The 19,851-nt window shown below is 69.5% G+C and carries 20 protein-coding genes; 10 read left to right on the top strand and 10 right to left on the bottom strand.

Translation table 11 applies throughout. The features are described from left to right. Positions 1–44 precede the first annotated feature (44 nt). The 3 genes from AB0383_RS00490 to AB0383_RS00480 all read left to right on the top strand — a co-directional run bounded on the left by AB0383_RS00490 (position 45) and on the right by AB0383_RS00480 (position 3,756). Entirely contained in the window at positions 45–1,583 is a 1,539-nt protein-coding gene (locus AB0383_RS00490; protein ID WP_364173716.1) for a hypothetical protein, read from the top strand. Next, complete coding sequence (locus AB0383_RS00485) at positions 1,580–2,950, top strand: hypothetical protein (RefSeq protein WP_366184217.1); 1,371 nt, start codon at positions 1,580–1,582, stop codon at positions 2,948–2,950. Before AB0383_RS00490 ends, AB0383_RS00485 begins: the two co-directional genes overlap by 4 nt. Before the next feature lie 65 nt (positions 2,951–3,015). Then, positions 3,016–3,756 (top strand): lysophospholipid acyltransferase family protein, encoded by a 741-nt coding sequence (locus AB0383_RS00480; protein ID WP_364173712.1) that lies wholly within the window; start codon positions 3,016–3,018, stop codon positions 3,754–3,756. A 626-nt stretch (positions 3,757–4,382) separates the two neighbouring features. Here the strand turns inward: AB0383_RS00480 and AB0383_RS00475 are convergent. Continuing rightward, positions 4,383–5,168 (bottom strand): HAD family hydrolase, encoded by a 786-nt coding sequence (locus AB0383_RS00475; protein WP_366184215.1) that lies wholly within the window; start codon positions 5,166–5,168, stop codon positions 4,383–4,385. A 93-nt stretch (positions 5,169–5,261) separates the two neighbouring features. On the opposite strand from AB0383_RS00475, the gene AB0383_RS00470 reads away from it, so the two are divergent. After that, entirely contained in the window at positions 5,262–6,149 is an 888-nt protein-coding gene (locus AB0383_RS00470) for an LLM class flavin-dependent oxidoreductase (RefSeq protein ID WP_364173709.1), read from the top strand. Positions 6,150–6,346: 197 nt separating this feature from the next. Here the strand turns inward: AB0383_RS00470 and AB0383_RS00465 are convergent, their stop codons facing one another. Further along, on the bottom strand, positions 6,347–8,359 hold the full coding sequence (locus AB0383_RS00465; RefSeq protein ID WP_366184213.1) for a DUF6541 family protein: 2,013 nt from the start codon (positions 8,357–8,359) through the stop codon (positions 6,347–6,349). A gap of 88 nt (positions 8,360–8,447) precedes the next feature. On the opposite strand from AB0383_RS00465, the gene glf reads away from it, so the two are divergent. The 5 genes from glf (at position 8,448) to AB0383_RS00440 (ending at position 13,599) form a co-directional block, all read left to right on the top strand. Continuing rightward, positions 8,448–9,671, top strand: a complete 1,224-nt coding sequence (gene glf / locus AB0383_RS00460; protein WP_364173703.1) for a UDP-galactopyranose mutase — start codon at positions 8,448–8,450, stop codon at positions 9,669–9,671. Then, complete coding sequence (locus tag AB0383_RS00455) at positions 9,664–10,224, top strand: phosphatase PAP2 family protein (protein WP_366184211.1); 561 nt, start codon at positions 9,664–9,666, stop codon at positions 10,222–10,224. The genes glf and AB0383_RS00455 overlap by 8 nt, the downstream gene beginning before the upstream one ends. Further along, positions 10,221–11,270 (top strand): decaprenyl-phosphate phosphoribosyltransferase, encoded by a 1,050-nt coding sequence (locus AB0383_RS00450; RefSeq protein ID WP_366184209.1) that lies wholly within the window; start codon positions 10,221–10,223, stop codon positions 11,268–11,270. Before AB0383_RS00455 ends, AB0383_RS00450 begins: the two co-directional genes overlap by 4 nt. Positions 11,271–11,737: 467 nt before the next feature. Next, positions 11,738–12,109: a hypothetical protein gene (locus AB0383_RS00445; protein WP_366184207.1), complete on the top strand. Its 372-nt coding sequence runs from the start codon at positions 11,738–11,740 to the stop codon at positions 12,107–12,109. Positions 12,110–12,207: 98 nt separating this feature from the next. Beyond that, the gene (locus tag AB0383_RS00440) at positions 12,208–13,599 is read left to right on the top strand and encodes a hypothetical protein (RefSeq protein WP_366184205.1); all 1,392 of its coding nucleotides are present in this window, start codon (positions 12,208–12,210) and stop codon (positions 13,597–13,599) included. A 4-nt stretch (positions 13,600–13,603) separates the two neighbouring features. Here the strand turns inward: AB0383_RS00440 and AB0383_RS00435 are convergent, their stop codons facing one another. The 8 genes from AB0383_RS00435 to AB0383_RS00400 all read right to left on the bottom strand — a co-directional run bounded on the left by AB0383_RS00435 (position 13,604) and on the right by AB0383_RS00400 (position 19,211). Next, on the bottom strand, positions 13,604–14,239 hold the full coding sequence (locus AB0383_RS00435) for a VC0807 family protein (protein ID WP_366184203.1): 636 nt from the start codon (positions 14,237–14,239) through the stop codon (positions 13,604–13,606). Positions 14,240–14,403: 164 nt separating this feature from the next. Beyond that, the gene (locus tag AB0383_RS00430) at positions 14,404–15,018 is read right to left on the bottom strand and encodes a hypothetical protein (RefSeq protein WP_364173691.1); all 615 of its coding nucleotides are present in this window, start codon (positions 15,016–15,018) and stop codon (positions 14,404–14,406) included. Beyond that, positions 15,018–15,728 carry a hypothetical protein gene (locus AB0383_RS00425; RefSeq protein ID WP_364173688.1) on the bottom strand — a complete coding sequence of 237 codons (711 nt, stop codon included), beginning with the start codon at positions 15,726–15,728 and terminating at the stop codon, positions 15,018–15,020. The genes AB0383_RS00430 and AB0383_RS00425 overlap by 1 nt, the downstream gene beginning before the upstream one ends. Next, positions 15,725–16,228, bottom strand: coding sequence for a hypothetical protein (locus AB0383_RS00420; RefSeq protein ID WP_366184200.1), 504 nt, complete (start codon positions 16,226–16,228; stop codon positions 15,725–15,727). Before AB0383_RS00420 ends, AB0383_RS00425 begins: the two co-directional genes overlap by 4 nt. After that, entirely contained in the window at positions 16,225–16,821 is a 597-nt protein-coding gene (locus tag AB0383_RS00415; protein ID WP_366184198.1) for a hypothetical protein, read from the bottom strand. Before AB0383_RS00415 ends, AB0383_RS00420 begins: the two co-directional genes overlap by 4 nt. After that, positions 16,779–17,012 carry a hypothetical protein gene (locus tag AB0383_RS00410; protein WP_366184196.1) on the bottom strand — a complete coding sequence of 78 codons (234 nt, stop codon included), beginning with the start codon at positions 17,010–17,012 and terminating at the stop codon, positions 16,779–16,781. Before AB0383_RS00410 ends, AB0383_RS00415 begins: the two co-directional genes overlap by 43 nt. Before the next feature lie 73 nt (positions 17,013–17,085). Then, a complete protein-coding gene (locus AB0383_RS00405; RefSeq protein ID WP_364173683.1) occupies positions 17,086–17,841 on the bottom strand; it encodes a decaprenylphospho-beta-D-erythro-pentofuranosid-2-ulose 2-reductase in 756 nt (251 codons plus the stop codon). Continuing rightward, positions 17,838–19,211, bottom strand: a complete 1,374-nt coding sequence (locus tag AB0383_RS00400; protein ID WP_366184193.1) for an FAD-binding oxidoreductase — start codon at positions 19,209–19,211, stop codon at positions 17,838–17,840. The genes AB0383_RS00405 and AB0383_RS00400 overlap by 4 nt, the downstream gene beginning before the upstream one ends. A gap of 167 nt (positions 19,212–19,378) precedes the next feature. On the opposite strand from AB0383_RS00400, the gene AB0383_RS00395 reads away from it, so the two are divergent. Next, the gene (locus AB0383_RS00395) at positions 19,379–19,846 is read left to right on the top strand and encodes a GtrA family protein (protein WP_364173678.1); all 468 of its coding nucleotides are present in this window, start codon (positions 19,379–19,381) and stop codon (positions 19,844–19,846) included. Positions 19,847–19,851 lie beyond the last annotated feature (5 nt).

Below are 19,851 nucleotides of genomic sequence, written 5' to 3'. Positions count from 1 at the left end.
GCGGCCGGTGGGGACCGGCCGGGGGCTGGAGGCAGGGGGTCCGCGTGGTCTACGCGGTCGTGGGGGGCTGGCTGGTGCTGGGCGCGCTCGTCGTCGCGACCTGGCGCCGGATCGCCACCGACGCAGGGTGGCGGGCGTTCGTGGTGGTGCTCGTGCTCGCGTTTTCGCTGGTGCACCAGCTGTTGTTCGCCACCGTGACCGAAGACGCGCTCGTCACCTTCCGTTATGCGCAGAACATCGCCGACGGCAACGGGCCCGTGTTCAATCCCGGCGACCGGAACGAGGGTTACGCGAATTTCCTGTGGCTGGTGGTGATCGCGTTGCCGCGCGCGGCATTCGGCGCGGATATCCCGACGTCGGCCGTTGTACTGGGTGTCGTCGCGGTGTTGGGGTGCGTTCTTCTCGCGTACTTCCTCACCAATCGCATCGTGCGTCTCGCGCTGCCGGAAGGCGCGGAACCGCAGCCCGCGATCGGTGTCGCGGCGGCCGTGCTGACGGCCGGCGCGAGCGGCCTCGCCGTGTATGGGCCGTCGGGCACCGAGCTGCCAATGTTCGTGCTGCTGGTGCTGGCCGTGGCCAACGCGCTGGTCGCCCGCCGGTCCGTGGTGGCGGGGGTTCTCGTGGCCGGCGCGGTGATGACCCGGCCGGAAGGTCTGGTGCTCGCCGTCGTGGCGGGGCTGTGGCTGGCGCTCGGCGCTGCGCGCGGCCGGCACAACTGGTGGACGCCGGCGGGCTACGTGCTGGGCGCGCTGGTGTTCCTCGTGCCGTGGACGGCCTGGCGCGCAACCTACTACCACCACTTCCTGCCCGACTCCGCCGTGCGCGTGCTCGGCCCCGACTGGCGCTACCTCGCGGGCTTTTCCTTGGCGCACCTGGGGTTCCTGGTGCTTGCCGTTGCCGCTGTGGTGGGGTTGCTCGCGCTGCGCACGCCCGAACGCGCGGCCGAACCGCGCGCGGCGCTGTGGCTGCTGTTCACGTTGGCCTTGTGCTTCACGGTTTTCGTGGTTGTGCTCGACGGTGACACCGGCCCGTCTTGGCGGCTGCTCGTGCCCGTGCCGCCACTGCTGGCCGTGGCTTCGGTGGGCGCGTACGGCGTGCTGACGGCCGCGAACCCGTCACCGAAGCCGCGCACGGTGTCGCATCTGGTGCCAGTGGTCGCGGCCGTGCTGACCGGGTTCGCGGTGCTCGTGTCGGTGGTGAGCCCGGACGTGCTCACGAGCGTGCGGGCGTGGCACACCGACAGTGCGCAGCTCGCGGAAGTCGGCGACTGGCTGGCTTCGTACCTGCCGCCGGGCTCCGTGGTGAGCGCCGCCGCGCCGGGCGCCATCGCCAGCCGCGCGGGCTCGCGGCTGCTGGTGGGCACCAACCTGATGCGCGCAACAGTGGCCGTCCCCGAGGAAACCGGCTACGCCAAACGCCAGCACTGCGCCGACGACACCCGGGCCTGGTACCGCGTCGCCACGTTCCGCCGCACCGGCACGCCGTTCTGGATCTCCGTGTACCCGCGCGCCGACGAGGCCGGCCTGCTCATCGAGTACCTCGATCGAGCACCGGACTTCCAGTACGTATCGTGCCCGGGATGACGGTGGCGCGCAGGTCCACGGCCCTCGGGTTCGGGGTCTTCGGCGTGTCCCTGGCCGTGTTGCTGGTGCGCTTTCTCGTGCCGCGCCCGGTGTCCATGTCCGACAACGGCGACGGCTTCCGCGTGCTGTGCGGCGCCGGGATCACCTGGACCAGCAAGCCGGAGCAGTACGTCCACCTGGTGTACGAGGCCACACCCGGCGGCTGCGACCCGACGTACCAGCTGAGCCAGAGCTGGCTCGCCCGGCTGGCGGTGGCGTTCGGGTCGCGGTCGGAGCTGAGCCTGGTCGTGCTCGGCGTGATTTCTTCGGTTGTCGCCGCGGCAGCGGTGGCCGTGGTGGTGGTCGGATTGCCGTACGGGCCGCGGGTGCGCTTGCCCGTGGCCGTCGGTTTGCTACTGGTGGTGGCGGATTCGGCGTTCTTCGGCTATTTCTCGTCGACTTTGGGCGAGGGGACGGCTTTTCTCGGCATTTTGCTGGCCGTCGGCGGCCTGCTGCTGATGGGGCGACGGTGGCTTTGGATCGGCGGCGCGGTGACCGTCGTCGGCGGGTTGATGGCGGTGAACGCCAAGGTGCAGACGTTGATGGTCTTGCCGTTTCTGGTCATCGCGGTGCTGCTGGTGACGCGTTCTCGTTGGGTGCCGGGGGTTCTCGTGATTCTCGCTCTGGCCGGCGGGACCTGGTGGGCTCAGACGGCCGTCACCCCGGCGGTCGCTCCCGACGGCACGGCGTCTGCCCGACCCGGCGACGACTCGCGCGACATCAACATGGTGAACACGGTGTTCCTCAACATCATCGACGGCCACCACGACACCGCCGCGGACCTGGCGGCTCTCGGCCTGCCGGCGTCGTTCGGGCAATACGCGGGCAACGGCTGGTGGCACCCGCATCCGGTGACGTTGGATCCGCAGTACGCGCAGTACCGCGACCGCTTGAGCCGGCGCAACGTCGTGGAGTGGTTCGCCACGCACCCGGACCGCACCCTGGGCGTTCTGAACCGCGCGGCCGGCGACCTGCTCACAGCGCGCCCTCCGTACCTGGCCTCCTTCGACGCTTCGGCCGGCTTGCCGCCGGCGGCGCAGGAGTACCGGGTGCCACTGTGGTCGGGGCTGACGGGGTTGCTGGCGCCCCTGGGCTTGTTCGCCTTGCTGCCCGTGTGGCTCCTCGTCGGCTGGCGCGCGTGGCGACATCGGCGGGCTGCGCTGGGCGTCACCCTCGCGCTCCTCCTGACGACTGCGGTGGGTCAGTTCGTCGTGGCCGCTCTGGGCGACGGGATCGAGAACGTGAAGCACCAGGTCGTCGCGTTGTTCTGCACGCTGGTGGCGGTGGTGCTCGGCTGTTGCCCGGCCGTGGCGAAAGTTCCCGAATGACGGGTTTCGTGCCGACGATCACTTTGAGTAGCCGCAAGAAACTTACGGTCCCGTAGCCTCGCGGTATGGCTGACTTCGTGTACCCGCCCGTGCTGGTTGCCGCGCGGACGATGTTCCGGGTGCTGGACAACCGCATCCGCATCGAGGGCGCGCAGCACGTGCCGGCGCACGGCGGGGCGGTGATCGCGTGCACGCACGTCAGCTACCTGGACTTCATTTATTGCGGCCTGGGCGCGCGGCCGGCCAAGCGGCTGGTGCGCTTCATGGCCAAGCACGAGATCTTCGCGAACCGCGTGGCGGGACCGTTGATGCGCGGGATGCACCACATCCCCGTCGACAGGTCGGCCGGCCAGGCTTCGTACGACGAGGCCGTCGCGCGGCTGCGTGCGGGGGAGGTCGTCGGCGTGTTTCCTGAAGCGACGATCAGCCGGTCTTTCACGGTGAAGGCCTTGAAGACGGGCGCCGTGCGGATGGCCGCGGAGGCCGGGGTGCCCATCGTGCCGATGGCACTGTGGGGCACGCAGCGCCTGTGGACGAAGGGGCACCCGAAGGACCTCACGCGCCGCCACGTGCCCATCTCGATCCTGCTCGGCGCCCCGATGCACCCGGGGCTCGCGGACGACTGCGAGGCGGGAACCGCCGAACTGCGCTCCCGACTGTCGGAGCTCCTCGACCGCGCCCAGGCGGACTACCCGGAATCCCCCACGCCCTCCGAACGCTGGTGGCTCCCCGCCCACCTCGGCGGCACCGCGCCCACCCCGGAGGACGCCGCAGCTTTGGACGCCCGCCCCGCCACCCGCGACTGACTTGCCACTGCGGCCGGCAAGTCGCCACGTGGATTGGCAACCACTCCATGTCGACGGCAATCGGCCACGTCGATCGGCAAGTACGCCACGTCAACGGCAATCCGCCACTCGCTTGGCAATCCGGACGCCCGGCAAGTTGCCACTCGAGCTGGAAGTTTGCCCAACGAACGGCAAGCCTCCGTCTGACCTGGCATGCCTGAGCAGCTTGCGGCAAGCCAGACCACCGAGTGGCAGGCACATCCGTGAATGGCAAGTCACCGTCACATCGGCAAGGTCGGCAACTCCTGCTCGCGAACGGCAAGCTCGCCACTTGATGGCAAGTTGCCATGTCGATGGGCAAGCAGCTGCCCAGGCGACAAGGCCGCAACCCAGCTCGCGCCCGGCGCCCTTGCCACTTCCGCTGGCAAGTCGCCATGTCGGTTGGCAAGTGGGAGCGGCAAGCGGCAACTAGCCGGTGAAGTGGCGAGCCAGGCCCCGAGTGGCGAGCTCCGTGCCATGGCAAGTGCGCCGGTGAGCGGCAAGTCGTCCAGCCCCTTGGCAAGACAGATCGCCAAGTGGCAAGGCGCCGTCCCCACACGCAAGTGCCGAAGCCAGCGGCAAGATCCCACGCCGAGTGGCAAGACCGTCTAAAACCACCGCTCCAAAACCTGCGCCACGCCATCCTCCGCGGCCGGCCCCGTCACCTCCTCCGCCACGTCCAGCACTGCGCGGTGACCGTTCGCCATCGCCACCCCGTGCCCGGCCCACTGCAGCATCTCCACGTCGTTCGGCATGTCACCGAAAGCGATCACCCGCTCAGCCGGCACCGAAAACCGCTCAGCCACATCCGCCAACCCCGTCGCCTTCGTGACCCCGTGCGCCGACAGCTCGATCAGCCCGCCCGAAGACGAGTACGTGATGTCCACTGCCCCGTCCAGCACCGCCCGCGCCGCCGTCGCCATTTCCTCCGACCCCAGGCCCCGGTGGCTGATCAGCAGCTTGATCGCCGAATGCCCCAGCACCTCGGCGCGCGGAGCTGTCCGGCCCTCGCCATCACCCCACGGGTTCCGGTACTCCGGCTCGATCACAAAACTCCGGACATCCGTGCTGATCCGCTCCGCGGCCAGCCGGCATCCCGGAAGCGCCTTGTCCAGCGCCGAAGCCAGATCGTTCAGCAGCACAGGCGAAAGCAGCCCGTGCACAGCCACCACCTCCGAAGAAGCGATATCCAGCAGCACCGCACCGTTCGCACACACCGCAAATCCCGTCAGCCCCAACGGCCCGGCGATCGGCGGGATCCACCGCGGCGGCCGGCCGGTGCACAGGACGAACGGCACGCCGTCGGCGCGTACCCGACGCACGACCTCGATGGTGCGAGCGGAAAGTACCTCGGTGGGGCCGAGCAGGGTGCCGTCGACGTCGGACGCGATCAAGCGGGGTTTCTCCACTCGCCCATTGTCCCCGAACCGGGCACGGGCACCGCCCGTTCGAGCGAATGTCGGTGGTTGCCGATACCGTCCACCCTCGTGCGAGCAGGCATCGTGATCCTTCCGGAAGATCGTTGGTGGGCGGCCGAGCCCAAGTGGCGGGCCGCCGAGGAGTACGGCTTCGACCACGCGTGGACCTACGACCACCTGGGCTGGAGATCCCTGGTCGACGGCCCGTGGTTCTCGGCGGTGCCCACCCTCACGGCCGCCGCCATGGTCACGTCCACCATCCGGCTGGGCACGTTCGTCGCGTCGCCCGTGGCGCGGCACCCGGTGCCGTTCGCGCGCGAGCTGATCACCCTCGACGACGTGTCCGACGGCCGCTTCGTGCTGGGCGTCGGCGCGGGCGTGGACGCGAAGAACTACGACGTGCAGGTGCTCGGCGCGCCCGATCTCACGCCGAAGCAGCGCGCCGACCGCTTCACGGAGTTCGTCGAATCGCTCGACGGCCTGCTGATGACCGACCGCTTCGACTTCGAGGGCGAGTACTACCAGGCCCGCGGCGCCCGCAACCTCCCCGGCACCGTGCAGCGCCCGCGGCTGCCGTTCGTCGTCGCGGCCAACGGACCGCGCACGATGACGCTGGCCGCCCGTTTCGGCGCCGGCTGGGCCACCACCGGCCGCGGCGGCGCGACCACCGACGAGTGGTGGCAGGGCATCGCCGAGCTCAGCCGCGTGTTCGACGAGCGCCTCGACGCCGCCGGCCGCGAGCGCGACTCCGTGCACCGCTACCTGAGCCTCGACGCGGCGCCCGTCTTCTCGCTGAGCAGTGTCGACGCGTTCCGCGAAGCCGTCGAACGCTCGCGGGAGCTGGGCTTCACCGACGTCATCGCGCACTGGCCGCGTTCGAGCGGCCCGTACGAGGGCCACGAGTCCGTGCTGGAGCAGGTCGTGGAGAACGTCCTGCCCACGCTCAAGGACAGCTAGTCCGTTCAGGTGACTTCACCCCCGCCGGGAAACCGATTTCCCGACCCGGGCGTCAAGCAGGTGAGAAGAGGGGGAGACGGCCCTTCACCGGGCCGCTCTTCTCACCCGTGAGCACCCCGGGGGTGCTGGGGAATGGGAGGTCCTCGTGGCCGCGGCCGGGGCAGCCGCGGCCACGAGGCTCCAAACCTCCGAAAAACTCACTTCACGATCGTGTAGATCACCGCACCGGGATTCCGGTAGTCGACCCGCAGGAAATCGAGCCCGTCCAGCCTCTGCAGCCCGGGCGCGATCGGCGTGTCCTTGCGGATCGTGCCGCTGCCCACCAGCACGTGGCGCACGTCGAGCCGCCGCACGGCGTCGCGCACGCGCGGGTCCGTGTCGTAGTCGCGGAAGTGCAGGGCCAGGTACACGGCGTCCGGATCGACGCGGCCGCCGCCGTCGTAGTGGCCGGCCACCGGGTGCACACCGGCGATCGCGTACATCCACGCGGTGCCGTCCATGCGGTCGTTGAGCACCTTCTCCTGCGCAGGGATCCCCATCGTGCCGAGGTGCTCCATGGCGGCGATCTCGTCGGCGCTCACCGGTGGCGTCACCTCGCCCTCGGGCCCGTTGTAGTACAGGTACGAGACGGCCGTCGCGTTCGCGTTGCGGTAGAAGCCGCCGGTCAGCACGGCCATCGCGGCCACCACGACCACGGCCGTCACCAGGCCGAGTCGCGCCAGCACCTGCGGCCGCGAGCGCACCCACGAGCCGCTGCGGGCCAGGCGCGCGATCCACCGCTGCAGCTCCGCCATGCCGTGGCCCGCGAGCAGGCACAGCGGGATCGCGGCCAGCGCCATCAGCCGGTACCGGTCGTTCCACCACGGCCGTGACAGCGACACCACCCACGGCAGGTAGCCGTAGCAGGTGACCAGCACGAAGAAGCCCGAAAGCCCGATCGCCGAGAGCAGCACCCAGCGCATCCGCCGCAGTGTGAAAAACATGAGCGTGCCCAGCGCGAGCAGCACCGTCAGCCAGATCTGCGGCCGGCTGAGCACCTGCTGGAACGTCACGAGCAGCTTCAGCGCCAGCGGGATCGGCAGGTTCGAGTTCCACGAGTAATACGGGTACGCGCCGGAGGTGAACCCGATCGCGCCCAGGATCTGCGGCGCCGCCAGCACGCCGCTGACCACCAGCACCGGCAGCATCCGCAGCACGTCGCCCAGGATCACGCGCCACGCCGGCGTCTCGAGAGCCACGCCGTCCACGCGCTTGCGCCGCAACGACCGGTACCAGCGCTGCACCACCAGCGGCATCGCGAACAGCACCGCGCCGAACAGTGCGCTCGAGTGCGCCGCGAGCAGCCCGTCGGCGGTCAGCGCCAGGATCAGGCCCGTGTCGACGCCCGGGCGCACCAGGAACCGCTGCAGCGCCGCCACGGCCAGCGGCGTGAGCACGATGCCCAGCGCGTACGGCAGCAGCCCGCTCGACACCGACTCGTACGCACCCGTCGTGGCGGCCGCCGCGACCAGCGCCGTGCAGCCCGCGTACACCGCGCGCCCGCCGAGCTGGCGGATCAGCGCCACCATCGACAGCGCGAACAGGCCCGCGACCGGCATGGTGATGGCGTTGAGCGTGACCGGGACGCTCGTGCCCGAGATCTGGTAGACCAGCGCGCCGACCAGGTGGTACGCGTTCGGGTAGAACGAGCCGTCGGGGTACCAGTTGATGGTGCCCATGCCGGTGAGTGAGCCGTCGCCGGTGTCGGCGATGTAGCGGATGCCGTTCGCGTGGAACACGGTGTCCCAGCGCTGGAAGACGGCCGTCGTGCCGCCGCGCGCCGAGAGCACCACGGCGATCGACAGGCCCACGGCAACGACCAGGCACCCGGCCACGGCCCAGTGCGCCCGTTTGCTCCACTCGATCGGCGGCTCCTCCGCACCCGGCCTCAGCCAGCCGCGGGCCATCAGCAGCCGCCGGACGCCGTACATGAGGGCCGCCAGACCCACGGTGCACAGGGCGGCGGATCCGACGTTGTACGGGAGCCCGGCGTCGGCGAGCCACGGGCCGGCCAGACCCGTCACGGCGTAGCTGACCAGCGGCGCGAGGCCGGCCAGTGCCCAGCCGCGCACTCCGGCGGCCCAGCCCACCAGGCCGCCGGGTATCGCCAGCACGGTCAGGTAGGTGACGACCGCTACCAAGTAGCTTCCCAAGGTGTCCGGTGCAGGCATGCTTCTCACGTGTGTCGGTGCGGTACGGCCGGCGGTATGCCGAGGTCGGTTCGGGCCACGGTGTCAGGACTGCGTACCCTGGGCGCCCGTGAGCGAGCACACGAACCCCGCCAAGATTACTGAACACGAGTTCGCCGGCTACGACCTCGTCGTCGTCGGGTCCGGTTTCTTCGGGCTGACCGTCGCCGAGCGGGCCGCGGCCGAGCTCGGCAAGAAGGTTCTGGTGCTCGAGCGCCGGAGCCACCTCGGCGGCAACGCCTACTCCGAGGCCGAGCCCGAGACCGGCATCGAGGTGCACAAGTACGGTGCGCACCTGTTCCACACCTCGAACAAGCGCGTGTGGGAGTACGTCAACCGCTTCACCGAGTTCACCGGCTACCAGCACCGGGTGTTCGCCAAGGTCAAGGACCAGGTCTACTCGTTCCCGATGAACCTGGGCCTGATCAACCAGTTCTTCGGCAAGTCCCACACCCCGGACGAGGCCCGCGAGCTCATCGCCAAGCAGGCGTCCGAGTTCCAGACCGACGCCGCCGAGAACCTCGAGGAAAAGGCCATCTCGCTGGTCGGCCGTCCGCTGTACGAGGCCTTCATCCGCGGGTACACCGCGAAGCAGTGGGAGAACGACCCCAAGAACCTGGGCGCGAACATCATCACGCGCCTGCCGGTGCGGTACACGTTCGACAACCGGTATTTCAACGACACCTACGAGGGCCTGCCCGTCGACGGGTACACCGCGTGGCTCGAGAAGATGGCCGAGCACGAGAACATCGAGATCCGCCTGAACGTCGACTACTTCGACGTGCGCGACCAGATCCCCGCGGGCACGCCGACCGTCTACACCGGGCCGCTGGACCGCTACTTCGACTACTCGGCGGGCCGGTTCACCTGGCGCACCGTCGACTTCGAGTCCGAGGTCGCGCCCACCGGTGACTTCCAGGGCGCCCCGGTCGTGAACTACAACGACCAGGAAGTCCCCTACACCCGCATCATCGAGTTCCGCCACTTCCACCCGGAGCGGGACTACCCGAAGGACAAGACGGTCATCTTCCGGGAGTTCTCGCGCTTCGCGACGGATGACGACGAGCCGTACTACCCGATCAACACGCCGGAGAACCGCGAGAAGCTCGAGAGCTACCGCGAGCTGGCGAAGGCCGAGGCGCGTGAGAAGAACGTGCTGTTCGGCGGCCGCCTGGGCACGTACAAGTACCTCGACATGCACATGGCGATCGGCTCGGCGCTGTCGATGTTCGACAACAAGATCGCGCCGCACCTCACCGAGGGCAAGCCCCTCGACGGGTCGATCGATGCTTGAGCAGCGTGCTGTTCCGGCCGAGGCCGGAACTCCCGTCGTCACGCCGGCGGCCGAACCGAATGGTGAGGTCGCCGTGTTGTCCCAGGCCCAGCGCTTCCTGAAGAAGCCGGGCACGGTGCAGGTCGCGCGTGGGATGTCGCTGTTCGGCGAGCACAGCGCGGGCTGGTTCGCGTTGGGTCTGATCGGCGCCGCGGTGGACAAGCCGCGGCGCAAGGACTGGCTCGTCGCGTCCGTCGGCGTCGTCGGCGCGCACGCCGCCTCGATCGCGGTGAAACGCGTGGTCAGGCGGCGTCGTCCGGACCACCCGAGTGTCGAGGTCCTGGTCGGTACGCCGAGCAAGCTGAGCTTCCCGTCTTCGCACGCGACGTCCACGACGGCCGCGGCAGTGCTCTACTCGGGACTCACCGGGCGTAACCTGGTCCCCGCCCTCGTACCGCCGATGCTGGCCTCGCGGCTGCTGCTCGGCGTCCACTATCCGACCGACGTACTGGCCGGTGCGGCCCTGGGAGGCCTCGTCGGTGGTCTGATCCGACGGAAGCTGAAACGACGATGAGCGAAACGACCGACGAGCGTGCCGAGAACTCGACCGACCCGGCTGAATCCGCGAAGGCGGACGAAGCTGTGAAGGTCGAGACGGAGGAGGCCGCCGCGGACGCGGCCGCGTCTTCGGCTGCCGTTTCGGAGCCGGCGACCCCGGCTGCCGCTTCGGCCGGCACGAACCCCGTGGCGCTGCTGCTGGGCGTGATCAAGACTGCGCGCCCGAAGCAGTGGGTGAAGAACGTGCTGGTTTTCGCCGCGCCGTTCTTCGCGTTCTCGAAGGCGACCAACCGCACCGAGCTGGTCATCGACGCGCTGATCGCGTTCGTGGCCTTCTCGCTGACGGCCTCGTCGGTCTACCTCATCAACGACGCGGTCGACGTCGAAGCCGACCGCGCCCACCCGACGAAGCGCAACCGGCCCATCGCGGCCGGGATCGTGCCGGTGCCGGTGGCCTACGCCGCCGCGGTGGTGTTCTTCCTGGCCGGTCTCGCGGTGTCGTTCACCGCGAGCTGGGAGCTGGCTGTGGTGCTCGGCGTGTACGAAGCCGTGCAGCTCGGGTACTGCTTCGGGCTCAAGCACCAGCCGGTGGTGGACCTCGCGATCGTCGGCTCGGGCTTCCTGATGCGCTCGATCGCCGGTGGTGTCGCCGGCGGGATCGCCATGTCGCAGTGGTTCCTGCTGGTCACGGCGTTCGGCTCGCTGTTCATGGTGGCGGGCAAGCGCTACGCGGAGATCATGCTGTTCGAACGCACGGGCGCGAAGATCCGGTCGTCGCTGAAGAAGTACTCGGCGAGTTACCTGCGGTTCGTGTGGGCGACGTCGGCGGCCATTCTGATCATGTCTTACTGCCTGTGGGCGTTCGAGATCCGGCAGGCGGAGCACGATTCGCTGTGGGCTGTCGTGTCGATGGTGCCGTTCGTGATCGCTGTGCTGCGGTACGCGGTGGACGTCGATGGTGGCAACGCCGGGGCGCCGGATGAGATCGCGTTGCGGGACCGGGTGTTGCAGGTGCTCGGGTTGGCGTGGGTTGTGACGTTGTTCTTGTCGTTCTACCTGTGAGTCGTTTTACCTGTGAATTGCGCTGCAATTTAGACAGCTGAGTTTCAGGCTGCGCACAGAAATACCGGTCATCCTCGGACGTGGGGGCGGGCAGGCCGCCCGTTCCCACTTCAGCCGGAGGAGCCGAAGATGAGTGACCAGGTCCCGCCGGAGCGGTCCGGTGATGGTGGTTCGCCGCAGGATGCGACGGCGGAGAGTTCGCAGCCCGGTGTTGGTGGCGCGGCTGCCGGTAGTGGTTCTGGGGATGACACGCCGGTGACGGCGGAGAACCAGCAGCAGGGGTTGGCGCCGGCGGGCAGCAGGCGCCTGGGCCGCAACAGGTCCCGCCCGGACAGCAGCAATCGGGGGCGCCACAGCCCGGAACGCAGCAGCCCGGCGCTCAGCAGCCTCAAATGCCGCAGCCTCAAATGCCGCAGCCTGGAATGCCGCAGCCTGGAATGCCGCAGCCTGGAATGCAGCAGCCTGGAATGCAGCAGCCTGGAATGCAGCAGCCGTACGGGCAGCAGCCGCCGCCTGGTGCGTGGGGCGCACCGCAGCCGGTTCGCAGGCCCGGCGGGTTCCGCCGGTTCGTGGGCAATCGGGTGACCCAGCTGGTCGGCGTCGGCGTCCTGGGGCTGCTCGTCGGCGGCGGCATCGTCGGCGGCGTCATGGCCGCGACTCAGCACGACGGGCGGCCGGGGATGTCGCACTTCCGTGACGGCGGTGGCGGCGGGTACCGCGAGTTCCGTGGTGGGCCCGGGTTCGGCCAGGGTGGGCCGGGTGGTCCCGGTGGTACTGGAACCAGCAACGGGACGGGAACCGGGACTGGGACTGGGACTGGGACTGGTGACGGAATCTGACCGCTCGGCCCCGCGTGAGTTCGTGCGCGGCCTGAAGGGGCCGAAGCCCCGGGAGTAGGTCACAGGAAGATCACGGTCGTTGTGTACGGTGTCGCGTGATGCGAAGCGACACCGTTGTCCGGCCGGCCATCGACAGGTGGCTGCCGTTCGGTGTCGCGGCCGTGTCAGCCGCCGTGTTCCTGCTGGCCAGCCGGCATTTGGTCGACGACGTGTACGTCACGCTGTCCTACGCCCGCAACCTCGCCCTGCACGGCCACTGGGGCCTCGTCGAGCAAGGCATGGCCAACACGGCCACCTCACCGCTGCACGTGGCCGCCGTGGCCGCCGTGACGGTCGGCGTGCGCGATGCGGTGGTGGGGGCCGGCGTGGTGTTCGTGGCCGCGCAGGTGCTGCTCGCGACAGGACTCAACAGGCTCGCCGAAAAAACCGGCCTCCCGCGCCAGTTCGTGCTGCTCGCCTTCACCGCCTTGCTGCTCAACCCGCTGCTCGTGTCGGCGGTCGGGCTGGAGGTGTTGCCTGCCGCGGCCGGTGCGGTGTGGGTGCTGGTGTTCGCGACGGAACGGCGCCCCGCCGCACTCGGGTTTGCCGCCGGGGCCTTGATTCTCGTGCGGGTTGATCTTCTGGTGGTCGCGCTGGTGGTGTTCGTGGCGCGGCCGAGGTTTTGGGACGGTGTCTGGCGGACGACGTTCGCGGCCCTTGTCGTCGCGGTGCCGTGGTTTGCGTTCAGCTGGTTCGTGCTCGGGTCGGCGGTGCCGGACACCGTCGTCTTTCAGCAGCCGACGGTGCCGTGGCTCGACTTTCCCGCCGCCACGCTGATTTCGTTTCTTCCGGTGCCGCTCTCGGCCATCGTGGCGCTGGTCCGCCGGGACGAAGCCAGTCGACCGTTCGCCGTACTCGCGGGGGCCGGGATCGTGCACTCGGTGGTCGTCGCGTCGCCTGATCCGTGGTCGTACGCGCCCGCGATCGTTGGTGCGACGGTGTTTCTCGCGGCGTGGATTTGTGTGACACCGCACCGCATCCCGGCGGCGGCCGCGGCCGGGCTGGCGCTCGCCGCCGCGGTCGGCGTGTATGTGGCGCCCGGTCTGCCGCGACGGTTCGCGCCGATCACAGGCAACCTCGCCGCGACGGATGAGTACCGCGAAATCGGCACGCAGCTGGCCATGCTGGCGAAGGGGCGCGCCGTGAAGAGTCCCGGTGAAGCGGGTGCGCTCGCGTACGCGTGCGATTGTCACCTCGTCGGCGAGTTCTCCGACCGCGGTGCCGTCGACCCCGCGATCACCGAGACGAAGCTGCACAGCACCGAGCTCGGCCGGGCCCTGATCGAAGCCAACTTCCACCACTTCGACCACGGCGTCGCGCCCACGACCCCGGACCTGGTGCTCGAAACGACGCCGCGCGCGCCTCCGCCGACGGCGCTGGCGGCCTGGACCATCGACTCACCCCGCGCCGGCACGCAGCACCTCTACCTGGCGCCGGCGCGCCGGCAGTGACCGGTCAGCGCACGGGCGCCGGCCGCCGCCACACCGTGCGCATCGAGCCCTCGCGCACGAGCAGCACCTGCGTCACCACCTGCAGGAGCACGAAGAACGCGATCGACACCACCGTGTCCAGCGCGGGCACGTCGTCGATGGGCAGCGTGTACGCCATGGCGATGCTCACGCCGCTGTGCAGTAGTCCGCCGACGCCCCAGACCACGGCGAGCACCCGCCACAGGCGCCGGAACGACAGCCGCTGCTCCCACGCGTCGTCGAGCTGCTCGCTCTTGCCCGGCAGCAGCGCGCGGGCGGCCTCGTAGGTGAGCGGCTGACGGCCGATGACCAGGCTCGCCAGCAGCCAGACGCCGGCGAGCGAGCTGAACCACGCGTTTCGCACCAGCAGCAACCGCGCGTCGCCGGTGAGCAGCGTCGTCACCACGCTCACGGCGACGATCGCCAGCACGAACAAGCCCATCCCGTCCACGCGCCGCCGCGTGACGGCCGTGTAGAGCACGCGCAACGCCGGCGGCAGGCCGCTCAGCAGCAGCGCCCACACGGGCACCACGCCGAACGCCCGCAGCAGGTAGTAGCCCCCGACGGGTGCGCCGACGTCGATGAGCAGGGCGAACGCGGACGAACGGAAGTCTTTACCCATACGTCCGAGTCTTCGGGGAACACCGGCCCGGAACCATCGTCGGTCCGGTCACCCGACATCCACCGATCGGTTGATGCCCGTTACTGGCCCGGCCAAAAGTAGGCCGACCCCCACGCGGCACGTAACCGTTGCCACGAAGCCATTCGGCCGTGACTGTGGTCCGATTAGTAACGATCGGCACAGTGGCGGCGCGAGAGGGCCCTTCGCACTTTCATCGGCGCCAGCAGGTCACGCTGGGTCAGCGTGGAGCCGTCGGCGAAGGTGAACCGGATGCCCGGCTCGGGCGGGAAGCTGCGGCCGGGTGTCACGGCGTCGAGCCGCGCCACGACGTCGGCCGGGAACTCCTCGGCCGTCACGAAGAAGTCCTTCGTGTCCGGCTCGGCCACGAACTTCGTCGGGTACACGAGCGCGAGCCGCCGATCGGTCCAGGTCAGGCGGGCGGCCCCGGCGGAGAACGCCAGGTGGTCGGCGATCCGCACGGCAACGGCCGTAGGCGCCGCGGCTTCCACGCGGTAGGCCAGTGACGGGTCGTCGGTCCAGTCTTCGTCGGGCAGCCCGGCGGGCGTCGGCCAGCGGCCTGGCGCCGTCGTGACCTTCACCGGCTCGCGCGCCGGCGCATACGGCAGGTGCAGCGCGCCGCCGACCCACGCGGCGACGTGGCCGTGCGCCGGCGGACAGCCCAGCAGCAGCCGTTCCTTCTTGCGCAGCCACACCTTCGCGTAGTCGCGCTCGATGATCTCGTCGACATCACCGGCCTGCTTCAGCTCCTGCGCGCGCATCACGCGGCTCCGTTCGTGCGGGCCAGCAGCCAGTCGAACGCCTCGGGCTCTTCGGCGCCGAACCGGAGGTCGAGTCCGGAACCGTCCACAAGCGACATTCGCAGACCCGGTCTGCGGTCGCGGGCAGCCACCGCGAACCCGGCGATCTGTTCACGCGGCAGCGAAGCCGCCACCTCGAACTCCCGCAACGCCACCGGCTCACCCTCGCGGTTGGCGCCGTACGTCTTGCGCCGGTCCGTGACGATCTCCGCCACGTCCTTGCCGAACTTCGCCATCCCTCGCCCGAAGCCCATCGCCTTGCCCAGCAACGACTTCTCCGGCTCCTCCACGGGCTCCGGCGCCACCACGACCCGCAACAACACCAGCCGCGCCGACGTCAGCACCCACAACGACGCCCGCGACCCGCGCACGAGCCCCTCGGCCGCCATACCCGTCCGATCGCCGAACACCACGACCGCCGGCTCCCGGGGCGCGGAACCAGCGCTGCCACTGTCCTCACTGGACAGTGCCGCGTCCATGACCCCGCCCGCGAAGTCGGCCACGCCGGATCCGACCTTGCGCAGCAGGCTCTTCGCAGGCTGCCCGAATTCATCGAGGCCCCGCACGGCATACCCGACAACACCGCCATACGCGGCCCACAGCAACCGCTCGTCAGCACGCAGGTGCGGCCGCGCCTGCGTGGCGGCACCCAGGGGATCGGCGAGATTCATTCTTCGAGTGAGAACCCTCGGTCGGTCGCCTCGCGGCGCTCGTCTTCACCTTCGGTCTGAGACTGGTTGTAACCGTACTTCACACCTTGCTCGATGCCCTGCTCGGCGACGTTGCCCGCGCTGCCCCGCCACGCCGCCTTGCCGACGCTCGACGTCCCGCTCATGCCCGCGAGCCGCAGCCCCGTCTCGGTCAGGTTGGTGGTCAGCGCGTTCGCGCCGTTCTCGCCGACCCCCAGCGCGTTGGCGAACCGGTTGCCCGTGCGCGAAGCCCCGGTGGCCGCGTCGGCCTTGGTCAGGATCTTCGCGAGCGGGTTCTTGTCGATCATGTCCGCCACGCGCTTCTCGAGGAAGTTGCCGTTGCGCAGGCCTTCCACGCGCTCCACGACCTTCTTCAACGGCCCCGTCCGCAGCTTCTGCAGGATCTTCTCCAGCTCCTCGATGAGCGGCCGAAGCTTGCCCATCAGCTGCTTGACCTTCATCCCGAGTCGCCCGCCGGTCACCGCGACCTCGCCAGTCCGGTTCCGAGCGTTCTGCGGCGGTTGTGGCATTTGCGCGGGCGACTGAGCCTGCCCTGGCGCGGCCAGCGTGCTGGCGGGCGGCGGCGCACTCGGCCAGGCGGCTCGACGTGCGCGTTGAACGCCTCGCGGAACTGCTCCGCGCGCTCACCCAGCACGGGCTCCACGGTCTGGTTCAGCGCGGCCGCGGCCTGCTGCGTCGCCGAGCGGATGGCGCCGAGGATCTCCTGCTGCAACGCGGTGTGCGAGCGCCGCATCGCCTGCGGGCTGACGACGTCGGTGAGCACGAGCGCAAGCGCGCGGACCTCACGAAGGAGCCGTGGGAAGGCTCCGGCGGCGACGCGTTCCGCAAGCAGATGGGCGAATTCTCCGAGGGCGCCTCGGCTTTCGCGGACGAGGTGCGCGGGCTTCAGCCGGTCCTGGAGCTGGCCGCGGGACCTGTTCGACGCGTTCGTGGAGATCGTGATCGACATCCTGCAAGAGCTGGTGATGGGCCTGATCATCGAGTGGCTCGCGACGCTGGCGGCGTCGTGGATCACGGCCGGCGCGTCGGTGGGGGCCGCGGGTGCGGCGACCACGCGTGCTCCAGCGGTTCCAGGAGCAGGCAGCCCGCGCCGCCGAGCTCAAGGACCAGATCGCGAACCTGCGCGGGCACGGGCGCAACGCCGACGGGTCGGTGACGGTCACCGTCGCCCCGTCGGGTGCCGTGCTCGGGCTGGAGCACGGCGTCGAGCCGCGCTGCCTGGGCAGGCGCTGCTTGGTCAGACATGGTGGAACCCCCAGAAAGGTGAAAGACCTTCAATCACCATATGCGACGAAGGTCCCGCCTCGGGAGTTCCCGGTCAGATCGGCAGTTTCCGGAAAATCGGACGCGGCACGTGCCGCAGCACCGACATCACCAGCCGGAACTGCGCCGGCGCCCACACCAGGTCCTTGCCGGTGCGCGCCGCGGCCACGGCGATGTCGGCCACCTGCTCAGCGGTCTGGGCCAGGGGAGCGTCCTTCAGCCCGGCCGTCATCTTGGTCTTCACGTGACCCGGACGGACCACGGTGACCTGCACGCCGTGGTCGGCGAGCGCCTCGCCGAGGCCCAGATAGAAGCCGTCGAACCCGGCCTTGGTCGAGCCGTACACGAAGTTCGAGCGCCGCACGCGCTCGCCGGCCACCGAGGACAGCGCGATGATCGTGCCGTGGCCCTGGGCCTTGAGCTTCTCCGACAGCGCCACGCCCACCGATACCGCGGCCGCGTAGTTCACCGTCGCCAGCTCCACGGCCTTGGCGTGGTCCTGCCAGACCTCCTCGGGGTCGCCGAGCAGGCCGAACGCGACCACGGCCACGTCGATGTCGCCACCGGCGAACGCGCGGTCGAGCACGGCGGGGTGCGAAGCCGTGTCCTTGGCGTCGAAGTCCACAGTGGACACCTCGGCGCCGCGATCCTTCAGGCGCTGCGCCGCGGCGTCGAGCCGGGGCGACGGACGCGCGGCCAGCACGACCCGCAGCGGCTTCTCCGCGAGGTACTTCTCCGCGATGGCCAGCGCGATGTCGGACGTGCCGCCGAGCAGCAGCAGGGACTGGGGGTTGCCAACGGCGTCGATCACAGTGCGAGCCTCCGGCTCATGTCAGAGGCGAAAACGCCTTCGGGGTCAACGGCGGCGCGGACCTTGCGCCACTCCTCGAGCCGCGGGTACATCTTCGCGAACGTCTCGGCGCCGGTCCGCGAGTCCTTCGCGGTGTACAGGCGGCCGCCCGCGGCGAGCACCTCGTCGTCGAGCTCGAGGCAGAACCGGCTCAGGCCGGTCTTGATCGGGAAGTCCACGCTCAGCATCCAGCCGGGCGAGGGCCACGACATGGGCGCCGGGTTGGCGTCGCCCATGCGCTTGAACACGTTGAGGAAGGAGTAGTGCCCCGAGGTCGCGATCCGTCGGCAGATGGCCTTGAGCTGGTCCTCCGCGCCGAAGGGCACCGAGAACTGGTACTGCAGGAAGCCCTTGGAGCCGTACGCGCGGTTCCACTCCGAGATCATGTCCAGCGGGTGGTAGAACTGCGTCAGGTTCTGGACCTTGCCGCGCACACCCTTCTTGGGCACGGTCTTCTGCCACAGCTCGTTGATCAGGCCGAAGGTGAGCTTGTTGCCCAGGCCGTTGGGGAACACGTCAGGCAGCGTCGCGAGCTTCGGCGCGTCGAACTTCAGCGGTTCGCTGCGCAGCTTCGCGGGCAGCTGGTCCAGCGTGGCGAGTGAGCCGCGCGAGAACGTGGCGCGGCCCAGGCGCGAGTCGGACGAGATCAGGTCCGGGACCGACATCGAGTAGTCGTAGTTCAGGTCCGAACCATCGGTGAACAGCGCGAGCGTCTCGTCGAGGCTCGACGTGCGGTCGGCGTCGACGTAGAAATAAGCCGACTCCGTCTTTTTCATCCGGACCGTGGCGCGCGTGACGATGCCGGTGAGGCCGATGCCGGCCACGGTCGCCCAGAACAGCTCCGCCTCGTCGCCGTCCGGCGTGAGCGTGCGGACGCGACCGTCGGCCGTGAGCAGGTCCATCGACACCACGTGGTTGCCGAAGCTGCCGGCCGAGTGGTGGTTCTTGCCGTGGATGTCGTTGGCGATCGCGCCGCCGATCGTCACCTGGCGCGTGCCCGGCAGCACCGGCACCCAGAGACCGTGGGGCAGCGCCTCGCGCATGAGCTTGTCGAGACTCACGCCGGCGTCGAGGTCGACCAGACCGGAGTCGGGGTCGATCGAGTGGATGCGGTCGAGCGCGGTCATGTCGACCACCAGGCCGCCGGCGTTCTGCGCCGGGTCGCCGTAGGAGCGGCCGAGGCCGCGCGCGATGACCCCGCGGGGCCCGGCCGATGTGACCGCCTCGGCGATGGCTTCGATGTCGGGTGTGCTCAGGACGTCGGCGACCGTCCCGGCGGTGCGGCCCCAACCGGTGAGCGTGCGTCGCTGTGTCTCGGGTGAATGGGTCACTCGACCAGAGTAGACACGCGCAAGGACGCCCGGAACGTGGCCCTGAAGTGACCGCTTCTACACTTTGCGCATCAAGGCACAAGCGTCCGCGCGTCAAAGTCGACACGGACTAGACATGTCTGCATGTATCCAGAGACGACGACGCATCGAGCCGAGAAGGTATTCCAGTGGTGGCTACGGAACCGCAGAGTGAGACGACGGTGACAGCACCGACGGGCCCCGGTCTGCTCGGTCAGCTCATCCGCTTCGGGCTGATCGGCGGGTTCTGCGCGCTGCTCGATCTGGGTACATACTCGCTGCTCAGGGCTATCGGCATGGACGCGGTGCCGTGGGTCGACATCGCTCGCGCGATCAGCTTCGTCGTGGGTACGACCACGGCGTTCTTCCTGAATCGCCGGTTCACGTTCGCCGGCGGCCGTCGCGATGGCGGCACGCAGGTCGGCAGCTTCATCCTGCTCTACGCCGTGACCTTCCTCGTGGCGGTCGGTGTGAACCAGTGGATGCTGCACCTGCTCCCGGAGTCGACGTGGAAGGCCACGTTCGGCTGGGTCGTGTCACAGGCGACGGCGACCGTGATCAATTTCGTCATGCTCAAGTGGGTCGTGTTTCGTGAGCGGCCGGTAAAGGAGAACTGAGTTCG

The organism is Amycolatopsis sp. NPDC051373, assembly GCF_040689465.1.
Classification (GTDB): domain Bacteria; phylum Actinomycetota; class Actinomycetes; order Mycobacteriales; family Pseudonocardiaceae; genus Amycolatopsis.
This window is presented reverse-complemented; position numbering and strand designations above follow the sequence as displayed.

Coding starts and splice junctions, on each gene's coding strand:
- AB0383_RS00435 (WP_366184203.1), bottom strand. CDS start 14,239: ATGGGTAAAGACTTCCGTTCGTCCGCGTTCGCCCTGCTCATCGACGTC.
- AB0383_RS00410 (WP_366184196.1), bottom strand. CDS start 17,012: ATGTCTGACCAAGCAGCGCCTGCCCAGGCAGCGCGGCTCGACGCCGTG.
- AB0383_RS00450 (WP_366184209.1), top strand. CDS start 10,221: ATGAGCGAAACGACCGACGAGCGTGCCGAGAACTCGACCGACCCGGCT.
- AB0383_RS00440 (WP_366184205.1), top strand. CDS start 12,208: ATGCGAAGCGACACCGTTGTCCGGCCGGCCATCGACAGGTGGCTGCCG.
- AB0383_RS00465 (WP_366184213.1), bottom strand. CDS start 8,359: ATGCCTGCACCGGACACCTTGGGAAGCTACTTGGTAGCGGTCGTCACC.
- AB0383_RS00485 (WP_366184217.1), top strand. CDS start 1,580: ATGACGGTGGCGCGCAGGTCCACGGCCCTCGGGTTCGGGGTCTTCGGC.
- AB0383_RS00425 (WP_364173688.1), bottom strand. CDS start 15,728: ATGAATCTCGCCGATCCCCTGGGTGCCGCCACGCAGGCGCGGCCGCAC.
- AB0383_RS00480 (WP_364173712.1), top strand. CDS start 3,016: ATGGCTGACTTCGTGTACCCGCCCGTGCTGGTTGCCGCGCGGACGATG.
- AB0383_RS00430 (WP_364173691.1), bottom strand. CDS start 15,018: ATGCGCGCGCAGGAGCTGAAGCAGGCCGGTGATGTCGACGAGATCATC.
- AB0383_RS00455 (WP_366184211.1), top strand. CDS start 9,664: ATGCTTGAGCAGCGTGCTGTTCCGGCCGAGGCCGGAACTCCCGTCGTC.
- AB0383_RS00445 (WP_366184207.1), top strand. CDS start 11,738: ATGCAGCAGCCTGGAATGCAGCAGCCGTACGGGCAGCAGCCGCCGCCT.